Below are 24,886 nucleotides of genomic sequence, written 5' to 3'. Positions count from 1 at the left end.
GATTTCTGCAATGTTATAGTTGAATTTTCGCGCATTATAAATCAATCTGCTGCTGATAGAGCAATTATAAATAAAGAAAAACCTACTGGCTGTTTAATTCAAAAAATTGAATGAATACCGCATGCGCTGAAGTGGCTACTCAACCTCGCCTAAAGTTTTAAAAGGTCATAAGTTTATGGATTGAGCAGTTGTCAGCCACTTTAAAGCCTGAATCTATTACACTGGCAGTTATTTATCTTAGGTATTGAAAATGGCGGCCGCAGAAGCATTTGAAGCAAAACAGAATTGCTACTTTAATTATGATTTTGAAGAACTGTATTTGGCAGATGATTTTCCGGAAGAGCTTTCAGTTTCTTTACGCGGCACGCTGTACCGTAATGAAATTCAGTACCCCAATGTGACTTACTATATTTATTACAGCGATATTTTAACGGGCTGTGAATTACAGCGAATGAAAGATGACTGGGCTAAATATTGTCCTGTGGAATAAAAATTCCTTCTAAATTTCCCCTCTCCTTGTAGGAGAGGGTTAGGGAGAGGTGGATACCCTCATCTCCTTGTGGAGCATGCTCCTCATCCCAAAGGGATGAAGGAGTATATAAGTGGAAATAAAAAACGAGGCATAAAGCCTCGTTTTTTGATTTATCTAAAAATTAGATTTTAGAAATCAGATCAGCAACTTGTTTTGCTTGAGTCGATGCATTACCTGTATAAGTCGCAGGAGTCATTTCTGCAAGGCGTGCACGATCTTCAGCAGGAACGGCAGTAAGTTCTGTACCGTTTACAAAGTCAACCATCATGTCACGAGTCATGGCTTGACCGCGAGTCAATGCTTTCAGTTTTTCGTATGGTTTTTCAACTGCATAACGGCGCATTACTGTTTGAATTGGTTCAGCAAGCACTTCTTGAGCATGGTCAAGATCTTCAAGAATACGCTGAGCATTCAATTCAAGTTTGCCAATACCTTTAGAGCAAGCTTCAAATGCGATCAAGCTTTGTGCAAAACCAACACCCATGTTGCGAAGAACAGTAGAGTCAGTTAAGTCACGCTGCCAGCGAGACACAGGAAGTTTTTCACCCAAGTGTGCAAGTACTGCATTTGCAATACCCAAGTTACCTTCAGAGTTTTCGAAGTCGATTGGGTTAACTTTGTGCGGCATGGTTGAAGAACCCACTTCGCCATCTTTTAAACGTTGTTTGAAGAAACCAAGAGAGATGTAGCCCCAAACATCGCGGTTAAAGTCGATCAGAATCGTATTAAAACGGCGCAGCGCATCAAAAAGTTCCGCCATGTAGTCATGTGGTTCAATTTGAGTGGTGTACGGGTTGAACTCTAAACCTAAAGACTCAACAAATGCTTGTGAGTGCGCAGGCCAGTTGATTTCTGGGTAAGCAGAGTAGTGTGCGTTGTAGTTACCTACTGCACCGTTGATTTTACCGAGTAATTCAACTTGTTTGAATTGTTTGATTTGGCGAGCAAGGCGGTAAGCCACGTTGGCCATTTCTTTACCCAAAGTTGTAGGGCTTGCAGTTTGGCCGTGTGTACGAGATAACATTGGTTGTTCAGCATGAGTTTCAGCCAAAGCAACAATTGAATCGATGATTTGCTGCATTGCTGCAACTAAAACTTCACGGCCATTTTTAAGCATTAAAGCATGAGACAAGTTGTTAATGTCTTCAGAAGTACATGCAAAGTGAATGAATTCGCCTGCATTTTTAAGCTCATCAATATGCGCGATTTGTTCTTTTAAGAAGTACTCAACCGCTTTTACATCATGGTTTGTTGTACGTTCAATTTCTTTAATGCGGTTAGCATTGTCTTCAGAAAAGTTCGCAACGATTGCATCAAGCGCAACATTGGTTTCTGCAGAAAAAGCAGGAACTTCAGTGATTTCAGGACGGTTTGCAAGCGCCTGAAGCCAACGCACTTCAACAGTCACACGAGCATGGATTAAACCAAACTCAGAGAGGAAAGGGCGCAAAGCATCACATTTGCTAGCGTAGCGTCCATCTAATGGAGAAAGTGCGGTTAAAGCGTTCATAGCGATTCCTTAAACTTTGGAATTAAACGTAAAACGGGAAGCAAGATACAGTTCAAGTTAAACCACCTGATACTGCAATCGTGCAAGATCTTGAATATCTTTAAGCAGCTTGCGCTTGCTGAAAATCATGCCCCAAGAACTGCCGCCATGCTGACGCCATAAATGCGCCATTTGCAGGCCAGTAAAAAGGGATGCGCGAATTCGGTTGGTATGCGAAGAATCTTTAAAGGCTTCTGCATTGCCGCGCACCATAATGCGCGGATTAATCTGACCCGCAGTATCTACATAGGCTTGCGCAAGACTGGCAAGCACGCTGGGGTGTAAATAATTATGATCAAAAAAAGAAAGCTGACGGAGAATTTTTTGCTGGGATTGTTCTATGATTTCGACAAATTTTGGATTGCTATACACTTTTTTTTCTAATTGCAGCAAGGCCATCGCATAGCTCATTGGGAGTTTTGCGCTGGACAGTTTGGGAATTCTTGAAGTAGGAGAAGTGTTGAAGGGTTGATTGATGCTGCTTTCTAGGGTTTTTAATCCAAGGGAGACATCTGAGAGCTGATGGAAAAAATCTAAGGTCTGGCTGCTGCATTTACCGCTTGCGCGAATGTTTAAACTGGCCTTAATCATCTGCTCTAAATAAAAGTTACCGCTTTCGCCAATGCTCTTTTGGCCCGTCAGCGCCGTCATATGCGTCAGCTGGGCCGCTTGAAAAACGCCCGCTAACGCCAATGCACGATTATGGCGAACATTCAGAGTTTGAGACTGTTGAAACGGTAACTCTGTCATGCCGAAACAATCCTTTTAAATAAAATCCGGTTTAGGCGCATTGGTATGATGAATCACACCGCCGCCTAAACAAACTTCACCTGAGTAAAACACCACACTTTGGCCTGGTGTAACAGCGCGCTGCTGTTCATCAAATTCTACGCGGACACCATTTTGAGCAGTTGGGTCTTTGTATAAAGTACAAGCCTGATCTTCTTGGCGGTAACGGGTTTTTGCCGTACAGCGGAAACCTGTTTCTGGAATGTCCTGTTCACCAGCCACCCAATCAATCGCTTCACTCCAAAGTATAGTACTTTGCATGAGCGGATGTTCATGACCTTGACCAACAACCAGACGGTTGCCTTCGATATCTTTATGCAGAACAAACCAAGCGCCTTCTTCAGCGCCTTTTAAACCGCCAATGCCAATACCGCCGCGCTGACCGAGCGTATAGTACATTAAGCCGTGGTGTTCACCAACCTCTTTGCCCGTATCCAGCACAATTTTTCCAGGCTGAGCGGGTAAATATTGTTTTAAAAAGTCATTAAAACGGCGTTCCCCAATAAAGCAGATACCCGTTGAGTCTTTTTTCTTCGCTGTAGCCAAGCCCAGCTCTTCTGCAATTTTACGCACTTGCGGCTTTTCAATTTCGCCGACAGGGAACAAAGTTTTATTGATTTCACGACCATGCACAGCATGCAGGAAATAGGTCTGGTCTTTGTTGTTGTCCACACCGCGCAGTAAAGGCGCATATTCTTCACCGCGGGAATTGGTTGCGGTCTCACCGCGGCGGCAGTAGTGGCCTGTGGCAATAAAATCTGCGCCTAAATTCACTGCATGATCTAAAAATGCGCGGAATTTAATCTCTTTGTTGCATAGGATATCTGGGTTTGGTGTACGGCCTGCAGCATATTCTGCCAAGAAATGCTCAAACACGCGGTCCCAGTATTCCATTGCAAAGTTGGCTGTATGCAGTTTGATGCGAATTTTGTCGCAAACGGCTTGTGCATCAGCTAAATCATCCATTGCCGTGCAGTATTCTGTACCGTCATCTTCTTCCCAGTTTTTCATGAACAGGCCTTCAACCTGATAACCTTGCTGAAGAAGAAGCGCTGCAGAAACAGATGAATCTACACCGCCAGACATACCGACAATGACACGTTGTTGCATAGGATTAAGCATCCAAATTTGAAATTAAGGGAGAGTTGTGATGCTCATAAACGAGCGATAAAGGAAATTTTTGACCTGATAAGGCATCTTTTACAGCTTTAATCACCAATGGGCTGCGCGCGCGGGCAGATTCCAGCAGTTCATCTAAAGTCATCCACTTTGGACCGACAATACCTTTGTCTAATTCAGCTTCTGGAAAATATTCCAGCACATGCGCTAAAAAGCAGAATCTGTAATAAGTGCGGTCAGGAAACATCGGCGGGGTATAAGTGTAAATGCCTAGAAGGGCATCAACGTCTACAGCGTGGCCAGTTTCTTCCATGGTTTCACGAATCGCTGCCTGCACGATGGTCTCACCGCATTCTACATGACCAGCCGGCTGGTTAAAGACGGTATGCGTAACGCCTTCTGTATGTTCTTCTACAAAAAGAAATTTTCCATCTTTTTCAACAACAGTTGCAACGGTAACGTGAGCAGTCCAAGCGGTCATAGAAAAGCACCATGGTAAGGGATGCGCTATTGTATAAAATTTTGGGGTGTGTGGCTATGTTAAGAGGGGATTTCTTTGTTGGTTTATAAAATTGCAATGAATGAATGTCTTTTTAGAATTTCCTTTTACAAATAGGTTGCATAAATATAAATTATTAATAATAGCTAACTAAAATCGTGGAACAATGTTTGAATAGTGAGCGTGAAACTTGAATATTTAGATAAAAGTCCCTCAATTGCGCTGCTTACTGGAGTGATTTGAGTTAAGGTATTGATGTTAAAATGGAAATTTTGAGTATTTCGTATAACGCCCATTATGTTAATTTTAGAAAAATTAAATTCTAATTCCTTTAGAGATTATTGATCCAATGTTCAAATTTATTATTCCTGTCCTTTTAATGATTAGTCCAATTACCTATGCTGGCTATAATGTGTATATAACAAAAAAAGAGTTTTATCTTAATGATGGAGAATGTATTGCCAAACAGGAATGGAATACATATTTAGAAACAGACCCAACAATAACGGCAGACCTTCAAAACTCAGAAGAAGACTTTCTTGTATCCATTGATGAACAAGAGTTTTCTCTATGGTATGACGACCGTAACTCTTGTGATTTACTAACGAAAAATCCAACACCTGAAGCTATTGGTAAGATGATTGATATATCAAAAAAATTAAAAGCCACTGTACAAGGTGAAGAATCAGAAATTTATCTCACTCCTAATGATGTGATTAAACGATAAATACCCCATTTAACATAATGGCTGTTATACGAAATTTTTAAGCTGCTGATATTGTAATAAGTCAATTGGCAGTGCCATTGTATGTACAGTTAAAGTGTCATCTAGCTTCTTCCATTTTTCCAAAAAGTAGCATCCATGTAGTACATACACTGTAGAAGATGACACAAAAAATTCTTCGATTTTCAGACTCTCAGTATTTTCAATTGTTTTAATTGAATAGATATCGAATTGATTTTTATTATTTAAAATAAAGTTAAATAAATTATTATTAATTTCGATAGTTTTTTCAATTTGCTCAAATCCAGATTCTAGATAAACGCTGAGATAAAAATTATTAGAATATTGAATGATTCTAAAACTTGTCTGAGGATTCGACAGATGAAAAATTTCTAGGTAATTTTGTTCCAAGTAAAACTTTCCTAAATTAGTTCTATCATATTAAATCTTCTAGTCATTATTTAACATAAAATCTCTTATGCGAAACAATCCTGATCTAAATAATTCCCCGCCACTTTCACATAATACCGTGCCGAATACGGTAAAAATTCTTTTTCTTTATCGGTCAGTGGGCGAACTTTCTTAACGGGACTGCCCACATATAAATAACCACTTTCTAGAACTTTATTGGGTGGAACAAGAGAGCCTGCGCCAATCATGACGTCATCTTCAATAATGGCATCATCTAAAATAATCGTACTGATGCCGACCAGTACACGATTGCCAATGGTACAGCCGTGCAATTTTACATGATGTCCAATTGTTACATCTTCACCAATAATCAATGGAGAGCCTTCAGGCTTATCGGCTTTTTTATGGCTGACATGCAGCATAGCGTGATCTTGCACATTGGAATTACGGCCAATATGAATATGATTGACATCACCGCGGATCACAGCAAAAGGCCAGACAGAAACATTTTCCGCCAAAGTCACTTCACCAATCACCACAGACATTTCATCTATATAGCAAGTCGAATCTATTTGAGGATGATGTTCTAAATAGGGGCGGATATTCTTTTTCATGACGGTCCATCGTAAAACTTTAAATGTGGAGAGTATAAAATAAAAAAGCATCCGAACCGAGGCTGGGATGCTTTAGTCTAAGCTGAAAAAAATCAGCTTTCGAAAATCTTAGAACAAGTTAGCAAAGAATTGTTTGATGTGATCAATCATTTTTGCAAAGAAACCCGCTTCTTCAACGGGTTTAAGCGCTACAAGCGGCTTTTCTGCAATTACTTTGCCGTTTAAAGTTGCAACATATTTACCCACCACTTGACCTTGTTTTAAAGGTGCAGTCAGTTTTGGCTGAACAACAAGCTGGGTTTTGATTGCGTTAGCATCGCCTTTAGGCATAGTCACGTTAAAGTTTTCAGGCAAACCAATTTGCACATCGCTTTCTTTACCGTACCAAACTTTAGCTTTAGCTAAAACTTGATTTGCAGGCTGTACTTTAACCTTTTCGAAGTTTGCATAGCCCCAAGCTAAAATTTCACGAGTTTGCGATGCGCGTTCGTTCATGCTTGGCGCGCCAAAAATCACAGAAATTAAACGTAAAGGACCACGTTTAGCAGAAGTGGTTAAACAGTAGCCGGCTTCGTCAGTGTGACCCGTTTTTAAACCGTCAACACTTGGGTCTGTATAAAGCAAGGCATTACGGTTGCCTTGTTTAATGCCGTTAAAGCTGAATTCTTTTTCAGAATAAATAGGATAGTACTTTGAGCTGTCATGGATGATGTGCTGTGCAAGCGTCGCCATGTCTTTTGCAGTAGAGTAGTGGCCTTCTGCAGGCATGCCTGTAGAGTTGATGAATTGAGTATTCACCATGCCAATACGCTTAGCTTCCTGGTTCATCATGTGGGCAAATGTGCCTTCATTGCCGGCAATGTGTTCAGCCATAGCTTTAGACGCATCGTTGCCTGACTGAATGATAATGCCACGAAGCATTTCAAGCGCTGTTGCTGTACCGTTCAATGGCACATACATGCATGACTCTGTGCTGCTGCCGCGGCACCAAGCAGACTCATTCATGCGGACTTTTTCATTTTCAGTTAACTCTCCGCTTAATAACTTTTGTTCAATGATGTAACTGGTCATCATTTTAGTCATTGAAGCAGGCGCTAATTTTTCATTTTCATTTTTTGAAGCAAGGATTTGCCCTGTCTCATAGTCCATTAGCACATAAGATTTATTATTTAATTCTGGCGGTGCGGAAAGGACAGTTGCCGCGAAAGAAAAACTAGGTGCAAGTAGTAATGCGGCAAGGACGGTTTTTCGGGTCATTGTGGGGGGTTCCAATAACTTGTTATAAGCTCGAAGAGCCTAGCATTTTAGGACAAAGCTAGGCTGACTTCTATGGGGGAAAATAGCTTATTTTAAAAGTATTGTAACCAAGTGGAATTAATTTGCGTAAGCGGTGAGCTCTTGGCAAATTTCTTTGTTTTTTGCAGTGCCTGCTTTTTTCGCATCGTTTTGCGCTTCATCTAAAATTTTGGCAAAACTTTTCTGTTTGCTCAGCTTTTCTAAAGCGGCGACAGGTGATTTTTCATTGGGCATATATTCTTTGGCAAGCTTTGCATAGCCTTGATCAAATTTAGCCTGATCATTAACCAGTTTAGGGCAAACTTCAGACAAGACATAAATTGCGGCCAACTCTTGTTTTGAAATTTGAGTGGTTGGCGTAACTTCAATTTTTTCATCTGCGGCAAAGGCAGTGCTGGCATTTAATGCAAATACGGAAAACGTTGCAGCAGTAAAAGCTTTAAGTAAAACATTTTTCATTTAATCACAACCTGAATATTTCAATAAAATTAAGCAATGCGCATAGCTTAAAACGATTTGGCAGAAATAAAAGCAGCACTTTGTATTGAAGCTGTTGAAAAATGAAGGGATTGTGAAATAAAAAAGGATAATGTACAGCGCATTATCCTTTTTTCATTGCTTTTAATTAAGCTTCGTAATCTAAAACATCACCGCAAACCATTTTTTGCTCATCTGCAGATGTTTCTTTCGCAGCTTTACGCGCTTCGTCTAACACCGCTTTATATTCGCTGTCAGATTGCATTTTTTCATAGCTCATCGCTTTGTCAGAGTATTCTGCCAAGTAGCTTTGAATCAGTACTTTAATATTGCTGTCAAATTTTGCATTTTGACCAATCACAGCAGGGCAGACTTCTGCCATAACTTGAGCAGATGCAAGGTCTTCTTTTACGATGGTATTTGCTTCAGCCTGCGTTAACCCCTCATCAGCCATAACGGCTTGGGAAAAAATTGCTGCAAAACCTAAACCTAGGATGCTGCGAAATGATATAGTTTTAATCATTTGAAAATCACACATTTATGATGGATGTTGAGCTTTGAATATATATAATTCTTGATATTTTTCAACGAAAAGTTCTGCTCAGTCATTTTTTGAAACGAGATTTTAGCCAGTGAATATTTTAATTGCCAACGATGATGGCGTTTTTGCTCCCGGTATCCAAGCTTTGGCCAAAGCATTGCGTCCTTTGGGCCGTGTTGTGATTGTTGCGCCTGAAGCAGAGCGCAGCGGCTTTTCAAGCGCTTTGACTTTAGATCGTCCACTGCGTCCAATTCAAATTGCACCCGATATGTGGGCGGTGAATGGGACACCTGCAGACTGTGTCTATCTGTCTATGAATGGTCTATTTGACTTCGAGTTTGATCTTGTGGTGAGCGGGATCAATAGCGGTGCAAATTTGGGTGACGATGTATTGTATTCAGGCACTGTAGGCGCAGCTTTTGAAGGCCGTCTTATGAAGCAGCCAGCAATAGCTGTATCGCTTGCTGGACCCAATGTACGTTCATATGAAACGCCAGAAGGCTTCGCATATGCCGCACAATGGGTGCATGATTTTATTGCGGCGGGTTTACCTGTTTTGCCGCCGCGCCATATTTTTAATATTAATATTCCAGATGTCACAGAGTTTCTGGGCGCTAAAATTACCTATCAAGGCCGCCGCAGCCAATCAAAACCGATTACCAGTCACGTAGATCCGCGTGGCCGTCAAGTGTATTGGATTGGTTTGTCGGGCGAATCTGTGGCAGAACCTAAGAAAGGTTTAACGGAGATTGAGTCTGATTTTTTTGCCGTTGCGAATGGCTATGTCAGCATTACGCCAATTCAAATGGATGCGACTAATTATGAAATTTTAAATGACTTACATATAGAATTTTCTAAAAATGCGTAACTAATGTTATAACTTTGTGAAAATGCCGGTGATGCGGCTTTTTGTACGGCTTTTTTTGCTACTCTTAGCCACATTATCGCATCCCATTTTTCGTGTGTAGAGAGGAAAATAATGTCTCTGGTGTCGCAATCTCACCTAAAAGCAGCCCCTGCGGGTTTAATAAAGTTACTGTTTCTTTCAGTGGCGGCTGTTTCGACCATTATTTTGAGTGGCTGTGCATCAAAACCACTGGTGAATAATACAGCCCGCTATGCTGCGGCGCCTGATTTTTATACCGTGCGGTCTGGTGATACTTTAAGCGGCATTGCTGGGCGCTATGGCCTAAGCTATATCAGTGTAGCGGAAATGAATGATATTGCTTCGCCGTACCGTATTTATGTCGGCCAATCTATCCGTTTAAAAAATTCAGCTTCACGCCGCGCTGCATCTACGCAAGCAATGACGCAAACTGCGCCAATTCAGCGTCAGACCATTCCATTGCCGCAAAATGCGCCAGTCGCTCCAGCAGTTGCGGCTCCAGCTGCAGCCGCGCCTGTGATCTCTTCAAATACGCAAAGCACCAATTTACGCTGGGTTAAACCGTCAGCTGGCGCTGTAATTGCGAGATTTAATCTGGCAAATAACATTAAAGGTACACGTTATGGCGGCAATGTTGGCGATCCAATTCTTGCAGCTGCAGATGGTCAAGTAGTTTATGCTGCAGATGGTTTGAAAGAATACGGCAATCTCATTCTGTTAAAGCATATCAATGGTTACATTACTGCCTATGCACATAACAGCAAAATGATTGTTAAAAGCGGTGAAAATGTTCAGGCTGGACAAAAGATTGCAGAAATGGGTTCTAGCGGCACAAGCAGCACTATGCTTGAGTTTCAAGTTCGCCTAGATGGCAAGCCGATTAATCCTGAGACGGTTCTGCCTGTTAATTAAATTTAACTAATGCAAAACATAAATATACTCGTATAATGAATTGAAATGCTTTTAATATGATTAAAAGCATTCATAAATTTGGGGGGGATTTATGTTGGATCAACTACGGGCAATGGGCGTCTTTGCTTGCGTTGTAGAAAAAAATTCATTCAGCGGCGCAGCCAAAGAATTAGGCATCACTACAAGTGCGGTGAGCCAGCAAATCCGTTCATTAGAACAGGATATGGAAGTTGTATTGCTTCATCGTTCTACACGCAAACTGAGCCTGACAGAAGCGGGACAAGCTTTTTTACATAGCTGCCAAGAAATGCTTTCTGCCGCAGAGCGCGGCAAAGTCCGCATTAATGAATTGCGTGATGATTTGGTTGGTGATTTACGTATTGCTTCTACACCGGAACTTTGCGCAAATCATATTGTGCCAGCACTTTCACATTGGTTGTCTGCACATCGCGGGCTTTCTGTGCATTTTGAAGCAGATAATCAATATATTGACTTAATTGAAGGCCGCATTGATATTGCACTGCGCATGAGCCCAAATATTGAATGTCATAATTTAAGTGTTATTCCGTTAGCGCGGGTGGAGCAAATTCTTGTTGCATCTCCTAGTTTTGTTAACCATTCGTCTTTGATTTCACGGCCTGAAGATTTAGCCGAACATGCTTTATTGGCATTAAATACTGAAAAAAACCAAAACCTATGTTCTTTTGAGAATAGTGTTACGGGTGAACGAGTTAATGTTGATGTATCTTCGCGTTTGTCGACCAATAACATCCTTGTATCTAAGTCGATGTGCATGCTGGGGCAGGGTGTAGCGAAAATCCTGTTTTTAGATGTGCAAAAAGATTTGATGAATGGATCTTTAATTGAAGTTCTTCCAGAGTGGCGCCTGCCAGCATTTACTTTATATGCTGTTGTGGCAAAGCATGAAGAACAGCCCGCTAAAATTGGCCGCTGTTTAGATGTGCTTAAGCAATATTTTGCGCAGATACCTGCCGGACGGGTCTACCAAGAAGCATCATAATCTGAATTTTTGACTTGATTGAGTTCAATAAAACCAGATATAAAAAAAGCCGCAATGCGGCTTTTTTTATGGGTATTCAATTCAGCTTAAGCTAAGAATTTTTTAACCATAGTCACTATACGCTCAATCAGCAGGTCAGTTTGTTCTTGCGTAATATTTAAAGCTGGCAGTAAACGGATGACAGAGCCTGCAGTCACATTAATGATCAAGTGATGCTCATCACGCGCAACTTCAACCAGTTCGCCGCAAGCTTTAGGCAGTTCAATGCCAATCATCAGGCCAAAGCCACGGACAGTGACATTTTGCTCTGCTAGCTTTTCACTCAGCTGCTGTACAATGTATGCGCCTTTTTCAGCAGCATTCGCAACTAAGTTTTCCTTTTCAATGGTGTCCAGTACTGTGTAAACCACACGAGAGCCTAGCGGTGTGCCGCTATAAGTAGAACCGTGGTTGCCTGCAGTCAATACGCCTACACCGCGGCCTTGCGTCATTACGGCACCAATAGGGAAGCCATTGCCTAAGCCTTTTGCAGTGGTTAATACATCTGGAATAATATTGGTGTGCTGATATGCAAAGTATTTACCGGTACGGCCATTACCCGTTTGCACTTCGTCCAGCATCATCAGCCAGTTGTGCTGATTGCAGATTTGGCGGATTTCTTCTAAATAGCTGAAACCTTGAGGAGCAGTATTCACACCGCCTTCACCTTGAATAGGCTCGACTAAAATGGCCACGATATCTGGGTGGTTAATCGCTGCTTCCTCAATGGCTTCAATATCGCCAAATGGAACACGGATAAAACCTTCAACCAGCGGAGCAAAGCCTTCTTGAACTTTTTTGTTGCCAGTTGCAGACAGGGTAGCCAATGTGCGGCCGTGGAATGAATGATCCGCAACAATAATCTTCGGGTTCGCAACGCCTTGCATATGGCCAAACTTACGGGCGATTTTAATTGCGCCTTCGTTTGATTCTGCACCTGAGTTCGAGAAGAACACTTCTTCCATACCAGCAGCAGCAGCCAATTTTTGCGCAGCGGCAGTTTGCCAAGGCACTTCAAAGATATTGCTGGTATGAATTAATGTCGCAGCTTGATCTGCAATCGCTTCAGTAATGGCTGGGTGAGAGTGGCCTAAACCGCAAACAGCAATGCCTGTCAGCGCATCTAAATACTCAGTGCCATCTTCTGTATAGAGATAAGAACCTCGGCCTCGGACAAAGCTGATCGGCTGACGGCCAAATACAGGCATCAAATGTGACGGTTGATCAGTTTGCACAGGGGCAAGGGTAATGTTATTCATGACTAACTCTTATCTGTTAGGTGGATTGAAAAAATGCATAGGAGCACAATATAGATTGATGCGCCAAGACGTTCTATATAAGCAAAAACTCCCCCAGATTTAAAGCCCGATTGTAAATAAAATTGGATTTATTGCTTTAGTCATACTGTTTTGCTGAGTTTTGGGTATAATGCCAAGCAGAATTATTGAGGATTTATCAATGACTGAACAAGCACGCGATACAGAAGCGTTAATTCGTGACCAAATTGCTAAACATGCGGTTCTACTTTACATGAAAGGCACACCACAATTTCCACAATGTGGTTTCTCTGCTCGTGCTGTAGAAGCGCTCAGTCAAATTGGCCGTCCTTTTGCATATGTAAATATTTTGGAAAATCAAGATATCCGCGCAATTTTGCCGCAAATTGCAAACTGGCCGACTTTCCCGCAATTATGGATCAATGGCGAATTGATCGGCGGTAGCGACATTATGCTCGACATGTTCCAAAAAGGTGAATTAAAAACTTTGGTTGAACAGTATAGCCCAGCGCCTGAAGCTTAATTCAGACGATGTAAAAAAGCGCCTATAGAGGCGCTTTTTTTGTGCTGAGTTTAATTGGATTAGAATTGGGAACAACCTGCATTAATCTTTCGCAGGCTGTTCAATATCTACACTTGCAGCAGATTCAGCTGCTTGTTCGAGCGCTTTTTTTTCTGCTTTTACTTTTTTCTTGTCCTTCTTCTTTTTTTTCTTTTTCTTAGGTTCTTCTTCCAATTCTGCGCCATCTTCTATGGCTTGCCAGTATTCCAGCTGTTCCATAACAGCAGCAAAGATAGAATTTTTGCTGTAACGGCCTTTTTTATCCAATGTGCCAACAGGGCGGGCCATTAAAATTTCAAGCGCTTGGTCAATTGTATCAATTGCATGAATATGGAACTGGCCTGCAGTCACAGCTTCAATCACATCTTTACGCAGCATGAGATGCTGCATGTTTTGACGTGGAATAATTACACCTTGCTTGCCAGTTAAGCCTTGCAGCTTGCAGGCATCATAAAAGCCTTCAATTTTTGCGTTTACGCCGCCAATCGGCTGCACTTGGCCCAATTGGTTCATGGAGCCGGTAATGGCCCAAGACTGATCAATTGGCAATTGGCTAATTGCTGAAATCAAAGCAGACAATTCTGCAACGGTTGCGCTGTCACCATCCACCTGACCATAACTTTGCTCAAAGGCGAGGGCTGCAGAAAAGTGCAGGATCTGCTCACGTCCAAAGTGTGCTTTTAAGAAGCTGGACATCAGCAGTACGCCTTTGGCATGCAAAGAACCGCCAAGTTCTACGCTGCGTTCAATATCTAAAATATCGCCGCCGCCTTGATATACAGAGGCTGTTAGACGTGAAGGCAGGCCAAACTCTACATCGGCATAATGAATGACAGATAAGGCATTGATTTGACCAAGCCGGTGACCGCGGGTTTCAATCAGCTGTGTGCCGCGCGATAAATCTTGCCAATATAATTCACGCAAATAGCCTAAGCGATATTTGCGGTGATCCAATGCCATATTGATATGCTGTTCGGTCACCATAGTATCGCCCGCTTTGGCCGCATGATGATGCGATTCGCGGATTAAATCACCTAAGGTGAGGGCATGTAGCGATAGTGAGCTTTGGTCTTCTGCCTGACGGCTGGAATCAGTTAAGAGCGCAGCGAGGGCAGAACGGTCAAAGGGCAGCAGTTTGTCGGCTTGCACATAATCGGCAATCAGCTGCATATAGGCCTGTTCATTGCTTTCATTGCGCTGGAGGGTATCGGTAAAATCTGCACGGATTTTAAAGACGCTGCCAAGCTCTGGCTCTAGCTCTAAAATTTCATAATAAATTTCAGGTTCTGCCAGTAAAATCACTTTGATGTCTAAAGGGATAGACGCAGGTTCAATCGAAATACTGCCCGTTAAAGTCAGCATATGCTCTAAGGATGACAGTTTAAGCTGACCTGATTTTAATGCGCGTTTCAAACCTTGCCATGCATAAGGCTGTTCGAGCAGCTGCTCTGCTTCCAGCATTAAAAAACCGCCGTTAGCTTTATGCAAAGCGCCGGGACGGATTAGGGTAAAGTCAGTGGTAATGGTGCCGTTTTGGGTCAACTGTTCCACATGGCCCAGCAAATTATAATGTGTCGGGAAGTCATCAAAAATGACTGGCGCGCCTGAATGCGGTTTATGCGACACGATAATATTGGCTTGATAGCGTGACGGAACGCGGCTGAATGCACCAGGTGTAAAGTCATCTTCTTCTTGCTCAAGTACAATTTCAACATTATTGATAATGTCGTCAGCATAATACTTGAGATAGTTTTCCAGCCCATCAATATCAATATATTTATTCAGCAGAGAGTCAATGCGCGGCAATACCACTTGTTTGGCAATATCACGGTTCAGGACTTGCACTTGATCACGGGCATCGTCTTCTAAATCACCCAGATGCAGACCTAAACGTTCCAGCTTTTTATTCATATAGCGGATATTAGAAGCAATTTCTGCGCGTTCTTTATTGTTCAGCGCATTAATTTCATCTTTGTTCATTTCCTGAATTGTATTGTCTTTGACATGAACAGGAACGAAGCAATGTTCATCTTCTTGTGAAATTAACTTTAAATCTAGTTCGGCGCCTTCTTTGGTTAACTCGACCAGTGCTTGATGCTGCTCATCGCCAGTTTGCTGGCGAATCATTTCAATGCGGTTGTGGTAGGTTTCCGCTGTAAAGCGGCGTTCCAGCTGTTTTAAAATGATTTGCCAAGTCTGATGCAGCACGCTTTGAAATTTAGGCGCCTGGCCTGCAGGAAGCTGTAAGGCAATGGGCTGGCGCGGCGATTTAAAATTATAAACATACACCCAGTCATTCGGGGTTTTCATGCTTTTTGCGTGCTGCTGCAGCAAACGCTTAATCATTGTGCGTTTGCCCAAACCCGCTGTACCAACGGCAAAAATATTGTAGCCTGAATACGGCAGGGAAATGCCTGCTTCAACCGAGGCTCGGGCACGGTCTTGGCCTAAGAAATCATTTAACGGTTTAATGCGTTTGGTTGATGTTGGAATTTTCTTTAAATTGGTCGGATGTGTCAGCTGTTCAGCGGCTAGCTTGGTTTTGCTTAATGTCGTTTGAATTTCTGTGCAGTCGAAGACACTGTTCAACTGGTTTTTCGCTGGCTGTAGAGTTTGTTCGGAATTGTTTTGTTCTGAAAGTTGAGTAGATAGAGAAGATTGAATATTGTCTAGTTTTTGGGGCACTGTTAAATCCAAAACAAATTAATGACGGCAGAATTTAAAGGTATACTGGATTGATCCGAAAGATCAAGCAAGCGCAATGCTTTTCTCGATAAATAAAACAATCATTGCGTAAATCTAGTTGAAACCAAAGCCATTAAGAGTTTGAATAGCATCAATCGTTTTTTTGACAAAAATAATGTAATGACAACACAAGCATCCGGATGGAAGTCGGCTTTTACTGCATTTTTAGACCGCCGCGCATTGATTATGCTGTTTTTAGGTTTTTCTGCAGGTATTCCTATTCTGCTGATTTTTTCAAGCTTGTCTTTATGGCTGGGCGAGGCAGGAATTGATAAAAGCGCTGTAACTTTCTTCAGTTGGGCCGCGCTGGGCTATTCATTTAAATTTGTTTGGGCGCCGCTGGTAGATGAGCTGCCTGTTCCATTCTTAACTAAAATGCTGGGCCGCAGACGCGCTTGGCTGCTGATCGCGCAATGTCTGATTATTTGCGCCATCTGTATTATGGCGTTTTCAGATCCATCTTTAGGTCAAAGCTATTTATATCAAATGGCGGCAGGCGCAGTATTGCTTGGATTTTCTGCTGCAACGCAGGATATTGTGATAGATGCTTACCGGATTGAACTTGCAGAAACAGAAATGCAGACGGTTTTGGCATCGACTTATAATGCGGGCTACCGTATCGGGATGATTGTGGCGGGCGCAGGCGCATTATTCTTAGCCGCGTATTTAGGCACAGCGAAAGGCAATTATATCTACGAGGCATGGAAAACCACATATCTAGCTATGGCCGGTGTGATGCTGGTCGGTATTTGCACCACATTGATGATTCGCGAACCACAAGTGGATCGCAAGTATAAAGAATATAAGCGCGTAGATTATTATCGTTTGGTTGCTGTATTTTTTGTGGCTGTAATCAGTTTTGTACTGAGCTACATCTATTCAGGTGTGATGGTCGAGGCTTTAAAGACCCAGTTGCAAATTAAGGATTCTTTCCTGCTGTTCTGTTTAGAATCAGTTCGTTTTATTGGTTCTGGAGCTGCTGCTTTGGCGGCGGGTTCTATATTGATTAAATTGGGCGCAGTCAATAAGCAGATGGCTTATGAAACTTGGGTCAATCCAATTGCGGATTTTTTCAAACGCTACGGCATGAAATTGGCGCTGGTTCTGCTGTTGCTCATTGGTTTTTACCGGATTTCAGACATTATTGCGGGTGTGATTTCCAATGTTTTTTATCAAGATTTAAACTTCAGTAAAGAGCAGATTGCAGAAGCTGTAAAAGTTTATGGGGTCATTTTCAGCCTTGTCGGCGGCTTCTTAGGCGGCCTGCTGGCGCAGCGTATGAACATTATGAAGCTGATGTTTGTTGGTGCAGTGCTGGCGAGCTCAACCAATTTAATTTTTATTGGTTTAGTGAAGTCTGGGCAACCTTTAAATGATGTTGAAGTTATCGCTGGCGGGAGAAGCTATATTGTGCATCCAGATGAAACTGGCGCTTGGAAAATTCAAGTTCCAGCGGAAAGTTTGAAGGCAGGAGAATCAATTCAAACTCGCGCAAGTTATTTAAAAGATGAGTCAGCGCCAGTGACCGTTTCTATGCCGTACTTAAATGGCGCTTCTGCAAATCAGCTACTGCTGTTGCCTGTTACTGCCGATAACGTTATCAATGCCAATGAGAGCCAAAACAGTATTGTGGTGCGTGGGCAGTTTGCGCAAACGCTGCAAGACAATCAAAAGCTGCAAGTTGTACTGGATGGAAAACCATTTGAAGCTAAATTAGATAAAGATGGTATTTTCAGCGCAGCTATTCCAGGAAAAGATTTAGCTTCTTCTGCTTCTCAAAAAGTAACTGCACAACTTCTAAATGGCCAGCAAGTACAAGCGAGCATAGATCGATCTTATAATGTAAATACTTCAGCCAATATGGCAGGCGTGCTGGATATTGATATTCAGCCCATTAATCTAGCATCTACAGATCAAGGTCAAATTGAGCTCAAGGGCAAAGTCATTAAATCGTACAGTTCGCTGTGGCTGTATTTCGCGATTATTGTAGATAACCTAGCCTCAGGTTTGGCGGGCGCGGCATTTATTGCATTTTTATCCAGTTTGACCAGTGTGTCATTTACTGCGGTTCAATATGCAATTTTCAGCTCTCTCATGACTTTAACCCCTAAGATTTTGGGCGGCTATTCAGGTACTATAGTCAGCAATATTGGTTACCCAAAATTCTTTCTCATGACGACTTTAATTGGCATTCCAATATTGCTGCTGGTCGTTTGGGTTGGAAAATTACTGCGTGATCACAACAACGCACAATTGAACGAAAAAGGTGAATAACAATGCGCATGCTGCATACCATGTTACGTGTAGGCAATTTAGAACGCTCTTTGCAGTTCTATACTGAAGTACTCGGTATGACTTTACTTCGTAAGCGTGATTATGAAGAGGGTCGTTTTACCTTGGCATTTGTAGGCTACGGTGCGGAAGACAGCCACACAGTTTTAGAGTTAACCCATAACTGGGATACTGACCATTATGAATTGGGCAATGCCTACGGCCATATTGCCATTGCTGTAGATGATGCATACAAAGCTTGCGATGAAATTAAAGCACGCGGCGGTAATGTGGTACGTGAGGCAGGCCCAATGAAAGGCGGTGTAACTGTCATTGCATTTGTAGAAGATCCTGACGGCTATAAAATTGAGCTGATTCAGCAAGATGGTAATGCCCGTAATAACTAAGTTAGATCATTAAATGTTAATTATTTGCTGATTAAGCGGCATAGCTTAGCGAAATGATGAACATTGCGTTGAAAAACTAGCTTTATTATCGAAGCCCAGTAAGATGAAACTTACCGTATGGTAAATAAATCTTATTGGGCTTTTGTATGTTTCTTATGGCCCATTTTACTAAGACAGTTTTAAATACAGGATGTAGACATGCTGAAATTACTGGCGCTAGACCGTTTTACAATACTTCTATTTGTCATGGTGTTATTGGCAACTTTTTTGCCTGTTTCGGGGCAGGCGGCGGAGATTTTTGGTGTGGTCACTACCGCAGCAATTGCGATCTTATTTTTTCTGCATGGCGCTAAATTATCAAGGGAAGCAGTCGTTGAGGGGTTGATGCACTGGAAATTGCATGCATTGGTTTTTGCATTTACTTTTGCGTTATTTCCAATCCTCGGCCTTATGGCTAAACCGATATTGGTTCCTATGCTGGGGCAAGAGCTGTATTGGGGATTCTTGTTCATGTGCTTTTTGCCTTCTACTGTACAGTCCTCTATTGCATTTACATCTGTTGCACAGGGTAATGTTGCCAGCGCGATATGCAGCGCTTCATTTTCAAATATTGCAGGCATGTTCATTACACCAGTATTGGTCAGTTTATTTATTCTGGGTGAGACGCAGCACGATTTTGATCCTACGGCTTCGATTATTCAAATTACACTGCTATTGCTTGTACCGTTTGTGTTAGGGCAAATTTTAAGACCTTATGTTTTTCCATATATGAAAAAAATGCCAAAGATTGTAAAAGTCTTTGATCAAGGTTCAATTTTGATGGTGGTCTATGGCGCATTCAGCAGCGCCGTTGTAGCTGGATTATGGCAGCAGGTCAGCGGGACAACATTAATCTTGCTGATTATCGCGTGCTCGGTACTATTGACTGTGATTATGCTGCTGTCACTCTATGTGCCGCGCTGGATGGGCTTTAATCGCGCGGATCAAAAGGCGATTTTCTTTTGCGGTTCAAAGAAAACCCTAGCCAGTGGTGTACCTATGGCGCAAGTATTATTTATCGGACAACCACTAGGCATGATTGTATTGCCGATCATGATTTTCCATCAAATTCAGCTGATGGTTTGCGGCGTAATTGCGAATTTATGGTCTAAGCAAAGTCGTGGTGTTGAATAAATTGCATTTGATTTGAGAATTTCAGTGTTAAAAGACTCGGGAGCTACCGAGTCTTTTAATGGATCATGTAAACTGAGTGTGTTGTCTATAGCTAAAATCTAAAAACAGAATGGATAAAAATGAAAAAAAGAATTGCTGGTTTTAGTTCTCAGCTGTAATACAGCGTGTATAGCTGATGATGATTTAACGCTAAGAGTGAATCGAGATCTTATAAAAAGATGCCTTTGTTGACGCTGCAGCCGATGCTGGACTTTTACCGTGATCAACAGCTGCAGCTCAATCCTGAACTTGAACGAGCCTATGCAGGCGCTAAAGCAAAAGTGCTCAAGGTTGCAGAAGAGGGTGCAATCTCTGTCCTTAAGCATAGTGAAGAATCATTTCAAGAAGATGAGCTTAATTAACCTATAGATAGAGGCAAACTTGAAACGGCAGTTTCAAGAAAAACTGGAAATGATGAGTAAATCTTTACAGCAGGTGGATTCAGCCGCCTATTGTCCTGTATTGATTCAGCGTTTGAATCAGTATGACCAGCGCGCTTTTCAGCAAAGTGTAGAAATGAAATTTAAACAAATGTCAGAGCAAGCAAAAGTACAGAAGAAAGTCATTCAGCCTGAATGAGCTATTTATTAACAGTAAAAAATCAGCTATAATTTCCCCCAACTTGTTGTGCTTAGCTCTGACGGAAGCCGTCTCGGTGGGCCAAAAGAATGGTCTGTTATGGTGTTGATCTGCTGGTGACAGCACTTCCTCCTGCTTGCAGGAGAGTGGTCAATTGCGATGACAGCAAAACCTTCTTAACTTTATGGAGTAATCGACGATGCGCGCCGATATTCACCCAAAATACGATACTTTAGTTGCTACTTGCTCATGCGGTAACGTAATCGAAACTCGTTCTGCACTTGGTAAAGAAACTGTTTACCTAGACGTATGTTCAGCTTGCCACCCATTCTACACTGGTAAACAAAAGAATGTGGACACTGGCGGCCGTATCGACAAATTCAAACAACGTTTTGCTGGTATGTCTCGTTCAATCAAACGCGACTAATCATCAAAATGAGAAAAAACGGGCGATTAGCCCGTTTTTTTATATCTAAAATTTAGCACAAAAAAACCGAATCAATTTGATTCGGTTTTTTTGATATTCAGTAATTACTGATCTTGTACGTCAATCAAATGATCCAGTTTCTTCTGGAAATAATCGCCTTGAATGAAGCGCGCATCGACATTCCATGCATTTGCAAAGAGAGTCATGTCATTAAGTTCACGTAGCATAATTTGCAAAGGTCGAATATCGTGGAAAATACACAGCTTTTCACGCAATTCTTGACATTGTTTATCAGTACCAAGCAGTTTGGTCAGATTCTGATGCAGTGTTAAGCAATGGACGTCTAATTTACGCAATAACGTTTCACTAAACATTGAGTCGCCAAATTCACGCAGAGAAATCTCAGCGCCATTTTTACGCAGCTCTTTGAATGCTTTCTGAGCTTCATCAATATTTTGGTCAATATCTAATTCAGAGAATTGCAGTACCAGAGGGTTTTGCAATTTGCTTCGGATAATAGTGATGAGCTTAGAAATAAATTCTGGGAAGGTGCGGTCTTGCAGCAGTATTTCTTTATTTAAGTTAATAATCAGTTTTGCATCTGGATATTGAGTAATAAAGTTATGCAGCTGTTTGCAAGATTCCACCAAAATCCAGCGATCTAATTTAATGGACAGCTCGCTATCATCAGATAATTCTTTAAGCGTCGAAATATCTTTCCATTTATTTTCAAAAATGAATCCGCTGGTCACTTCATAAGTGTATAGGTTCAAATCTTCTTTATCATACAGCTGCTGATACTTCAGGTGAATTTCACCGCGCTCTAAGCAGGTGCGCAGCGCCTTAATTACTGCAGGCTCATTTAAAACAACAGGCGCTTCAATTTCAGGCTTGCTAAAATTGATGCTGAGCGGAATTTCAGCTGATGCGATTTCAGGAGTTGCTACTGGTTCTTGAATAGAAAATTGCAGTTCGGGAATTGATAGATCTAATTCAGGCGCAGGCTGATTTTGCGGCAGGGCAGTAGAAAAAGCTTTTCCTACATATTGATCGAGATGAGCCTCATCACGCAAATCACCGTCTAAAACAGTATAGCCGATGCGTAAATTGAGCGGGTAGCTTTCATTATTTACGCTAATCAGCTGCGGTTTAGTAAGCGCATTTAAGCCGATCAGTTTTGAATCCAGTTTAGCGGTCGTTTCTGCTTGGAATAGCCCTGTGAAAATGCCACTTTCCAGCTTGAACAATGGCGCATGTGTTTGTTCTTTTAGGAAGTTGCTCACACCTTGGAAGTATGCTGTATAAGTTTTCCAGTCTGCATGTAAGATACTTTCTTCATAAGAAGATAAAGAGAACGTCACCAAAGCATTAATGTCAGAAGGCTGCTTAGTCATGGTTCTATTGATTTGCTGGAAGGCATTGGCTTTTGCAGGGCCTTTTTCTACTGCAGGACTGCTATTGCCAATATCAATCGTAATTTGCAGCGCATCATCTTCAGTAGCTGGAATAAACTCAATTTTCAGAGGATTTTGTGCGGTAACATGATTATTTAATGAATTTAATTCAAATTTTCCAAAATCAAATTGTCCTTGATTAATCTTTTTGAATCGCACTTTAAAATCATTTAGGTCTTTCGGCTGCAATAAGTCTAGTAACGGTAAGCCGATGATTTCATCTGCAGTTTTGAAACCGAAAAGTTTCAAATATTCATCATTGGCTTCCAGATGGATGCCTTCTTGAATCATGGCTACGGCTTTGTTGCTGTCTTCAACGAATGACTGTGCCTGACTTTGTGCAGTTTCCAGTTCATCCATTAAGTGCTTTTGAGTTTGCACTAAACGGCTGAACGAAAGCGCACGAATAAAGCCAATATAGAATTGATCCAGATGCTCTAAATTGAGGACATCGTAGATGCCTTTGTGCACATAGTTTGAATATTTTGCAGCATCAAAATCTTCAGGCTGAATCAGAATGAGCGGCAGATTCGGCTGGCTGGATAAACGAATTAAACTTAACGCTTGATCATACTTTAAATCATACGCACGGCCGAAAATTACAAGATCCCAAGGTAAATTCAGCTGTTTTTCAAAGTTTTGCAGATCATCAAGCAATGCTGCTTGTACGTGATGTTCACTGTCAGTTAAAAGATCACGGATCTGGTTAAAACGTATTTGATTATCATCAATAATGAGTAAACGTGTTTCGGTACGTTTTAACTTTTTAGACAATAACGGATTTCTCACTTCAATGCTTCCCATAAATCGTGATTCTTGATCTCATTGACTTGTTTGTTAATAAAATCTTTCACAGTGCTTTCTTGCTGATCATTTAATAATTCGTATTCAAAGCGGATAAAGCTTTGAGTGATCAGCTGCGCTTTCGTTAAATAAACTTTCAGCTCTTCTTTGCCTAAGCGAAGATGAATCGTTTGCTTTTCTCTGTATAGATGAGAGCCTTGCAAAATAAGTGTTGTTGTCGTCTGATCCAGCTGAGATGTTTGCACCAGCAGTGCAGGCTGGTAGTTTTGCGTATTGCGGTCTGTACGGACGTATGATGCGCAAGGATACATATCTTGCGTAAGCACTTCTAAGCCAAGTTCAAGACTTTTATCTGTAGATTGCTTGATCCAGCGGATCACCCCGCCACGCCATTGGCTTTGCGCATTTTCCTGAATCAAAATGAATTCACCGGTTTTTAATTGGGCAGGGGTTTCACCTGTCCATTTAATACGGTAACCATTAACACTGATATCCAGTACTTCTGCAGAGTGTATTTGTTTGGCTTCACGGTCCAAGGCTTTGGCATTGGAAAGCGAAACTTGCCCGCTGGTATCCATTGAGTTGACGAAACTGGATTCATTATGGAAATTGTAGTTGGCTTCCACATCCAGCGTTTCATGCAAATTTTTGCCATTTGATAAATAGAAATGCGCGACAGACAAGCCAAAGCAAATATTGATTTGTGCCGAGTATTCATAACGCTCATGGCGGCGTTCAGTATTGTTGGTTAATAAGTTATGAATATGGAAATGCAGGGCAGGTGTTAAAAAAAGCTTTTCATTTTTGGACAAATATTGGCCGTTTTTGGTTTGAGTTTCACTCAGGTGATCCAGTAAATTTTGAGTAGAGATAAACACACTGGCCTGATAGTTTGCAGGCTGATCAATATTGAACGCAGGCGGATGATCTTTAGAAATATCTACTGTATAGCGAGAAAGAGTCGTTTCTTTCGGTAAAATTTGGATCAGTTTTGCCCAGTCAACGCTGCACAGGAATAACCCTTGAATTTCTGCGGGGCGAATTTGGTTGGTATTGAAAATATCTAACAGAATAAGCTGTGCATAGGCCTGAGAAATCGTCGAGATCTGATGCTGAGTGCCTAAAATCTGGTTGAGATTGCTCTGATAAAAATTATGCTGAATCGCGCAGTGTATTAATTGATGCGACGCCAGCCATTGTCCCGGCATAGGTTCAGTATAAAGCATCTGCTGTTGATACAGCAGCATCGTCAACTGCTGAATGGCATAGTAGATTGATGCCATGCGGGCAGTTTGAAGGCTCTTTTTATGGCCGAAAGAGAAAATTGAAAATTTCTGCTGACTCAGCTGTTCTTCACATCGCTTAGCCGTGTCGATATACACTTTGGCAAAATGGCTGCGCAGCAGCATCGCCAGCTCAATGATCTGATCATTGCGGTCTGTTGTGATTAGACTCTGGTTTGAGAAGTGCTTTTCTAAACTGGTTAAAATATTTTCGATTGTAGGATGTAAAATTTGAATTAAGTCAAAGCGCAGCATTTCTTGGCATTTCAGTTCTGAAATTTCCAGCAATGCATTGAACAATGCTTTAGATGATGTTCCCAACTGCAGAATTGAAACACTGCCGAGCCATTCCTGCAGGCCTTTAGCATTGGTCGGGCAGAAGCTGAGTTTGTCTAACTTAAGTTCTGTCGGATTTTGAAAAATATCTGAAGTATGCTTAGTCATCTTTATTATTTA

Annotated in this window: 25 protein-coding genes; 12 read left to right on the top strand and 13 right to left on the bottom strand. The window is 41.7% G+C overall.

Annotation, left to right across the window (positions count from 1 at the left end):
- Window positions 1–250 precede the first annotated feature (250 nt).
- Window positions 251–490, top strand: coding sequence for a hypothetical protein (locus B9T34_RS06235; protein WP_086212294.1), 240 nt, complete (start codon window positions 251–253; stop codon window positions 488–490).
- Window positions 491–653: 163 nt separating this feature from the next.
- Here the strand turns inward: B9T34_RS06235 and purB are convergent, their stop codons facing one another.
- The 4 genes from purB to B9T34_RS06215 are packed head-to-tail and all read right to left on the bottom strand — an operon-like array spanning window position 654 to window position 4,470.
- Window positions 654–2,042 (bottom strand): adenylosuccinate lyase, encoded by a 1,389-nt coding sequence (gene purB / locus B9T34_RS06230; protein WP_086212293.1) that lies wholly within the window; start codon window positions 2,040–2,042, stop codon window positions 654–656.
- Between the two features lie 57 nt (window positions 2,043–2,099).
- On the bottom strand, window positions 2,100–2,831 hold the full coding sequence (gene hflD / locus B9T34_RS06225) for a high frequency lysogenization protein HflD (RefSeq protein ID WP_086212292.1): 732 nt from the start codon (window positions 2,829–2,831) through the stop codon (window positions 2,100–2,102).
- Between the two features lie 15 nt (window positions 2,832–2,846).
- Window positions 2,847–3,980 (bottom strand): tRNA 2-thiouridine(34) synthase MnmA, encoded by a 1,134-nt coding sequence (mnmA, locus tag B9T34_RS06220; RefSeq protein WP_086212446.1) that lies wholly within the window; start codon window positions 3,978–3,980, stop codon window positions 2,847–2,849.
- 4 nt (window positions 3,981–3,984) lie between these two features.
- Window positions 3,985–4,470: an NUDIX hydrolase gene (locus B9T34_RS06215; protein WP_086212291.1), complete on the bottom strand. Its 486-nt coding sequence runs from the start codon at window positions 4,468–4,470 to the stop codon at window positions 3,985–3,987.
- A 367-nt stretch (window positions 4,471–4,837) separates the two neighbouring features.
- On the opposite strand from B9T34_RS06215, the gene B9T34_RS06210 reads away from it, so the two are divergent.
- Complete coding sequence (locus tag B9T34_RS06210; RefSeq protein ID WP_086212290.1) at window positions 4,838–5,215, top strand: hypothetical protein; 378 nt, start codon at window positions 4,838–4,840, stop codon at window positions 5,213–5,215.
- A 24-nt stretch (window positions 5,216–5,239) separates the two neighbouring features.
- Here the strand turns inward: B9T34_RS06210 and B9T34_RS06205 are convergent, their stop codons facing one another.
- From B9T34_RS06205 to B9T34_RS06185, 5 genes are all read right to left on the bottom strand, one after another.
- The gene (locus tag B9T34_RS06205) at window positions 5,240–5,623 is read right to left on the bottom strand and encodes a hypothetical protein (RefSeq protein WP_086212289.1); all 384 of its coding nucleotides are present in this window, start codon (window positions 5,621–5,623) and stop codon (window positions 5,240–5,242) included.
- Window positions 5,624–5,688: 65 nt separating this feature from the next.
- Window positions 5,689–6,237: a gamma carbonic anhydrase family protein gene (locus B9T34_RS06200; protein WP_086212288.1), complete on the bottom strand. Its 549-nt coding sequence runs from the start codon at window positions 6,235–6,237 to the stop codon at window positions 5,689–5,691.
- 108 nt (window positions 6,238–6,345) lie between these two features.
- A complete protein-coding gene (gene dacC, locus B9T34_RS06195) occupies window positions 6,346–7,494 on the bottom strand; it encodes a D-alanyl-D-alanine carboxypeptidase PBP5/6 (protein WP_086212287.1) in 1,149 nt (382 codons plus the stop codon).
- Between the two features lie 117 nt (window positions 7,495–7,611).
- Complete coding sequence (locus B9T34_RS06190; RefSeq protein WP_086212286.1) at window positions 7,612–7,992, bottom strand: MCR_0457 family protein; 381 nt, start codon at window positions 7,990–7,992, stop codon at window positions 7,612–7,614.
- A gap of 166 nt (window positions 7,993–8,158) precedes the next feature.
- A complete protein-coding gene (locus B9T34_RS06185; RefSeq protein WP_086212445.1) occupies window positions 8,159–8,533 on the bottom strand; it encodes an MCR_0457 family protein in 375 nt (124 codons plus the stop codon).
- A gap of 109 nt (window positions 8,534–8,642) precedes the next feature.
- Here B9T34_RS06185 and surE point away from each other — a divergent pair, with 109 nt between their 5' ends.
- The 3 genes from surE to B9T34_RS06170 all read left to right on the top strand — a co-directional run bounded on the left by surE (window position 8,643) and on the right by B9T34_RS06170 (window position 11,370).
- Window positions 8,643–9,419, top strand: coding sequence for a 5'/3'-nucleotidase SurE (surE, locus tag B9T34_RS06180; RefSeq protein WP_086212285.1), 777 nt, complete (start codon window positions 8,643–8,645; stop codon window positions 9,417–9,419).
- Window positions 9,420–9,530: 111 nt separating this feature from the next.
- The gene (locus B9T34_RS06175; protein ID WP_086212284.1) at window positions 9,531–10,349 is read left to right on the top strand and encodes a peptidoglycan DD-metalloendopeptidase family protein; all 819 of its coding nucleotides are present in this window, start codon (window positions 9,531–9,533) and stop codon (window positions 10,347–10,349) included.
- A 91-nt stretch (window positions 10,350–10,440) separates the two neighbouring features.
- Window positions 10,441–11,370, top strand: a complete 930-nt coding sequence (locus B9T34_RS06170) for a LysR family transcriptional regulator (RefSeq protein ID WP_086212283.1) — start codon at window positions 10,441–10,443, stop codon at window positions 11,368–11,370.
- Between the two features lie 86 nt (window positions 11,371–11,456).
- Here the strand turns inward: B9T34_RS06170 and B9T34_RS06165 are convergent, their stop codons facing one another.
- Complete coding sequence (locus B9T34_RS06165) at window positions 11,457–12,668, bottom strand: aspartate aminotransferase family protein (protein WP_086212282.1); 1,212 nt, start codon at window positions 12,666–12,668, stop codon at window positions 11,457–11,459.
- A 199-nt stretch (window positions 12,669–12,867) separates the two neighbouring features.
- On the opposite strand from B9T34_RS06165, the gene grxD reads away from it, so the two are divergent.
- On the top strand, window positions 12,868–13,209 hold the full coding sequence (gene grxD / locus B9T34_RS06160) for a Grx4 family monothiol glutaredoxin (protein WP_086212281.1): 342 nt from the start codon (window positions 12,868–12,870) through the stop codon (window positions 13,207–13,209).
- An 81-nt stretch (window positions 13,210–13,290) separates the two neighbouring features.
- Here grxD and B9T34_RS06155 read toward each other — a convergent pair whose 3' ends face one another.
- Window positions 13,291–15,933, bottom strand: coding sequence for a Lon protease family protein (locus B9T34_RS06155; protein WP_086212280.1), 2,643 nt, complete (start codon window positions 15,931–15,933; stop codon window positions 13,291–13,293).
- Window positions 15,934–16,113: 180 nt separating this feature from the next.
- Here B9T34_RS06155 and B9T34_RS06150 point away from each other — a divergent pair, with 180 nt between their 5' ends.
- From B9T34_RS06150 to rpmE, 6 genes are all read left to right on the top strand, one after another.
- Window positions 16,114–18,267, top strand: coding sequence for an AmpG family muropeptide MFS transporter (locus B9T34_RS06150; RefSeq protein ID WP_086212444.1), 2,154 nt, complete (start codon window positions 16,114–16,116; stop codon window positions 18,265–18,267).
- Between the two features lie 2 nt (window positions 18,268–18,269).
- Window positions 18,270–18,671 carry a lactoylglutathione lyase gene (gloA, locus tag B9T34_RS06145; protein WP_086212279.1) on the top strand — a complete coding sequence of 134 codons (402 nt, stop codon included), beginning with the start codon at window positions 18,270–18,272 and terminating at the stop codon, window positions 18,669–18,671.
- 198 nt (window positions 18,672–18,869) lie between these two features.
- On the top strand, window positions 18,870–19,844 hold the full coding sequence (locus B9T34_RS06140; protein WP_086212278.1) for a bile acid:sodium symporter family protein: 975 nt from the start codon (window positions 18,870–18,872) through the stop codon (window positions 19,842–19,844).
- 218 nt (window positions 19,845–20,062) lie between these two features.
- Window positions 20,063–20,245: a hypothetical protein gene (locus tag B9T34_RS06135; protein WP_086212277.1), complete on the top strand. Its 183-nt coding sequence runs from the start codon at window positions 20,063–20,065 to the stop codon at window positions 20,243–20,245.
- Between the two features lie 19 nt (window positions 20,246–20,264).
- Window positions 20,265–20,462, top strand: coding sequence for a hypothetical protein (locus B9T34_RS06130; protein ID WP_086212276.1), 198 nt, complete (start codon window positions 20,265–20,267; stop codon window positions 20,460–20,462).
- A gap of 199 nt (window positions 20,463–20,661) precedes the next feature.
- Window positions 20,662–20,889 carry a 50S ribosomal protein L31 gene (gene rpmE / locus B9T34_RS06125; protein ID WP_086177409.1) on the top strand — a complete coding sequence of 76 codons (228 nt, stop codon included), beginning with the start codon at window positions 20,662–20,664 and terminating at the stop codon, window positions 20,887–20,889.
- Window positions 20,890–20,993: 104 nt separating this feature from the next.
- Here the strand turns inward: rpmE and B9T34_RS06120 are convergent, their stop codons facing one another.
- Both B9T34_RS06120 and B9T34_RS06115 read right to left on the bottom strand, forming a co-directional pair.
- Entirely contained in the window at window positions 20,994–23,147 is a 2,154-nt protein-coding gene (locus B9T34_RS06120) for an EAL domain-containing protein (RefSeq protein WP_086212275.1), read from the bottom strand.
- A complete protein-coding gene (locus B9T34_RS06115; protein WP_086212274.1) occupies window positions 23,129–24,874 on the bottom strand; it encodes a GTPase in 1,746 nt (581 codons plus the stop codon). Before B9T34_RS06115 ends, B9T34_RS06120 begins: the two co-directional genes overlap by 19 nt.
- Between the last annotated feature and the right edge of the window lie 12 nt (window positions 24,875–24,886).

Source organism: Acinetobacter sp. ANC 3813 (genome assembly GCF_002135435.1).
Lineage (GTDB): Bacteria > Pseudomonadota > Gammaproteobacteria > Pseudomonadales > Moraxellaceae > Acinetobacter.
Note: the sequence above shows the minus strand (reverse complement) of the source record. Positions and strands in the feature narration are given on the sequence as shown.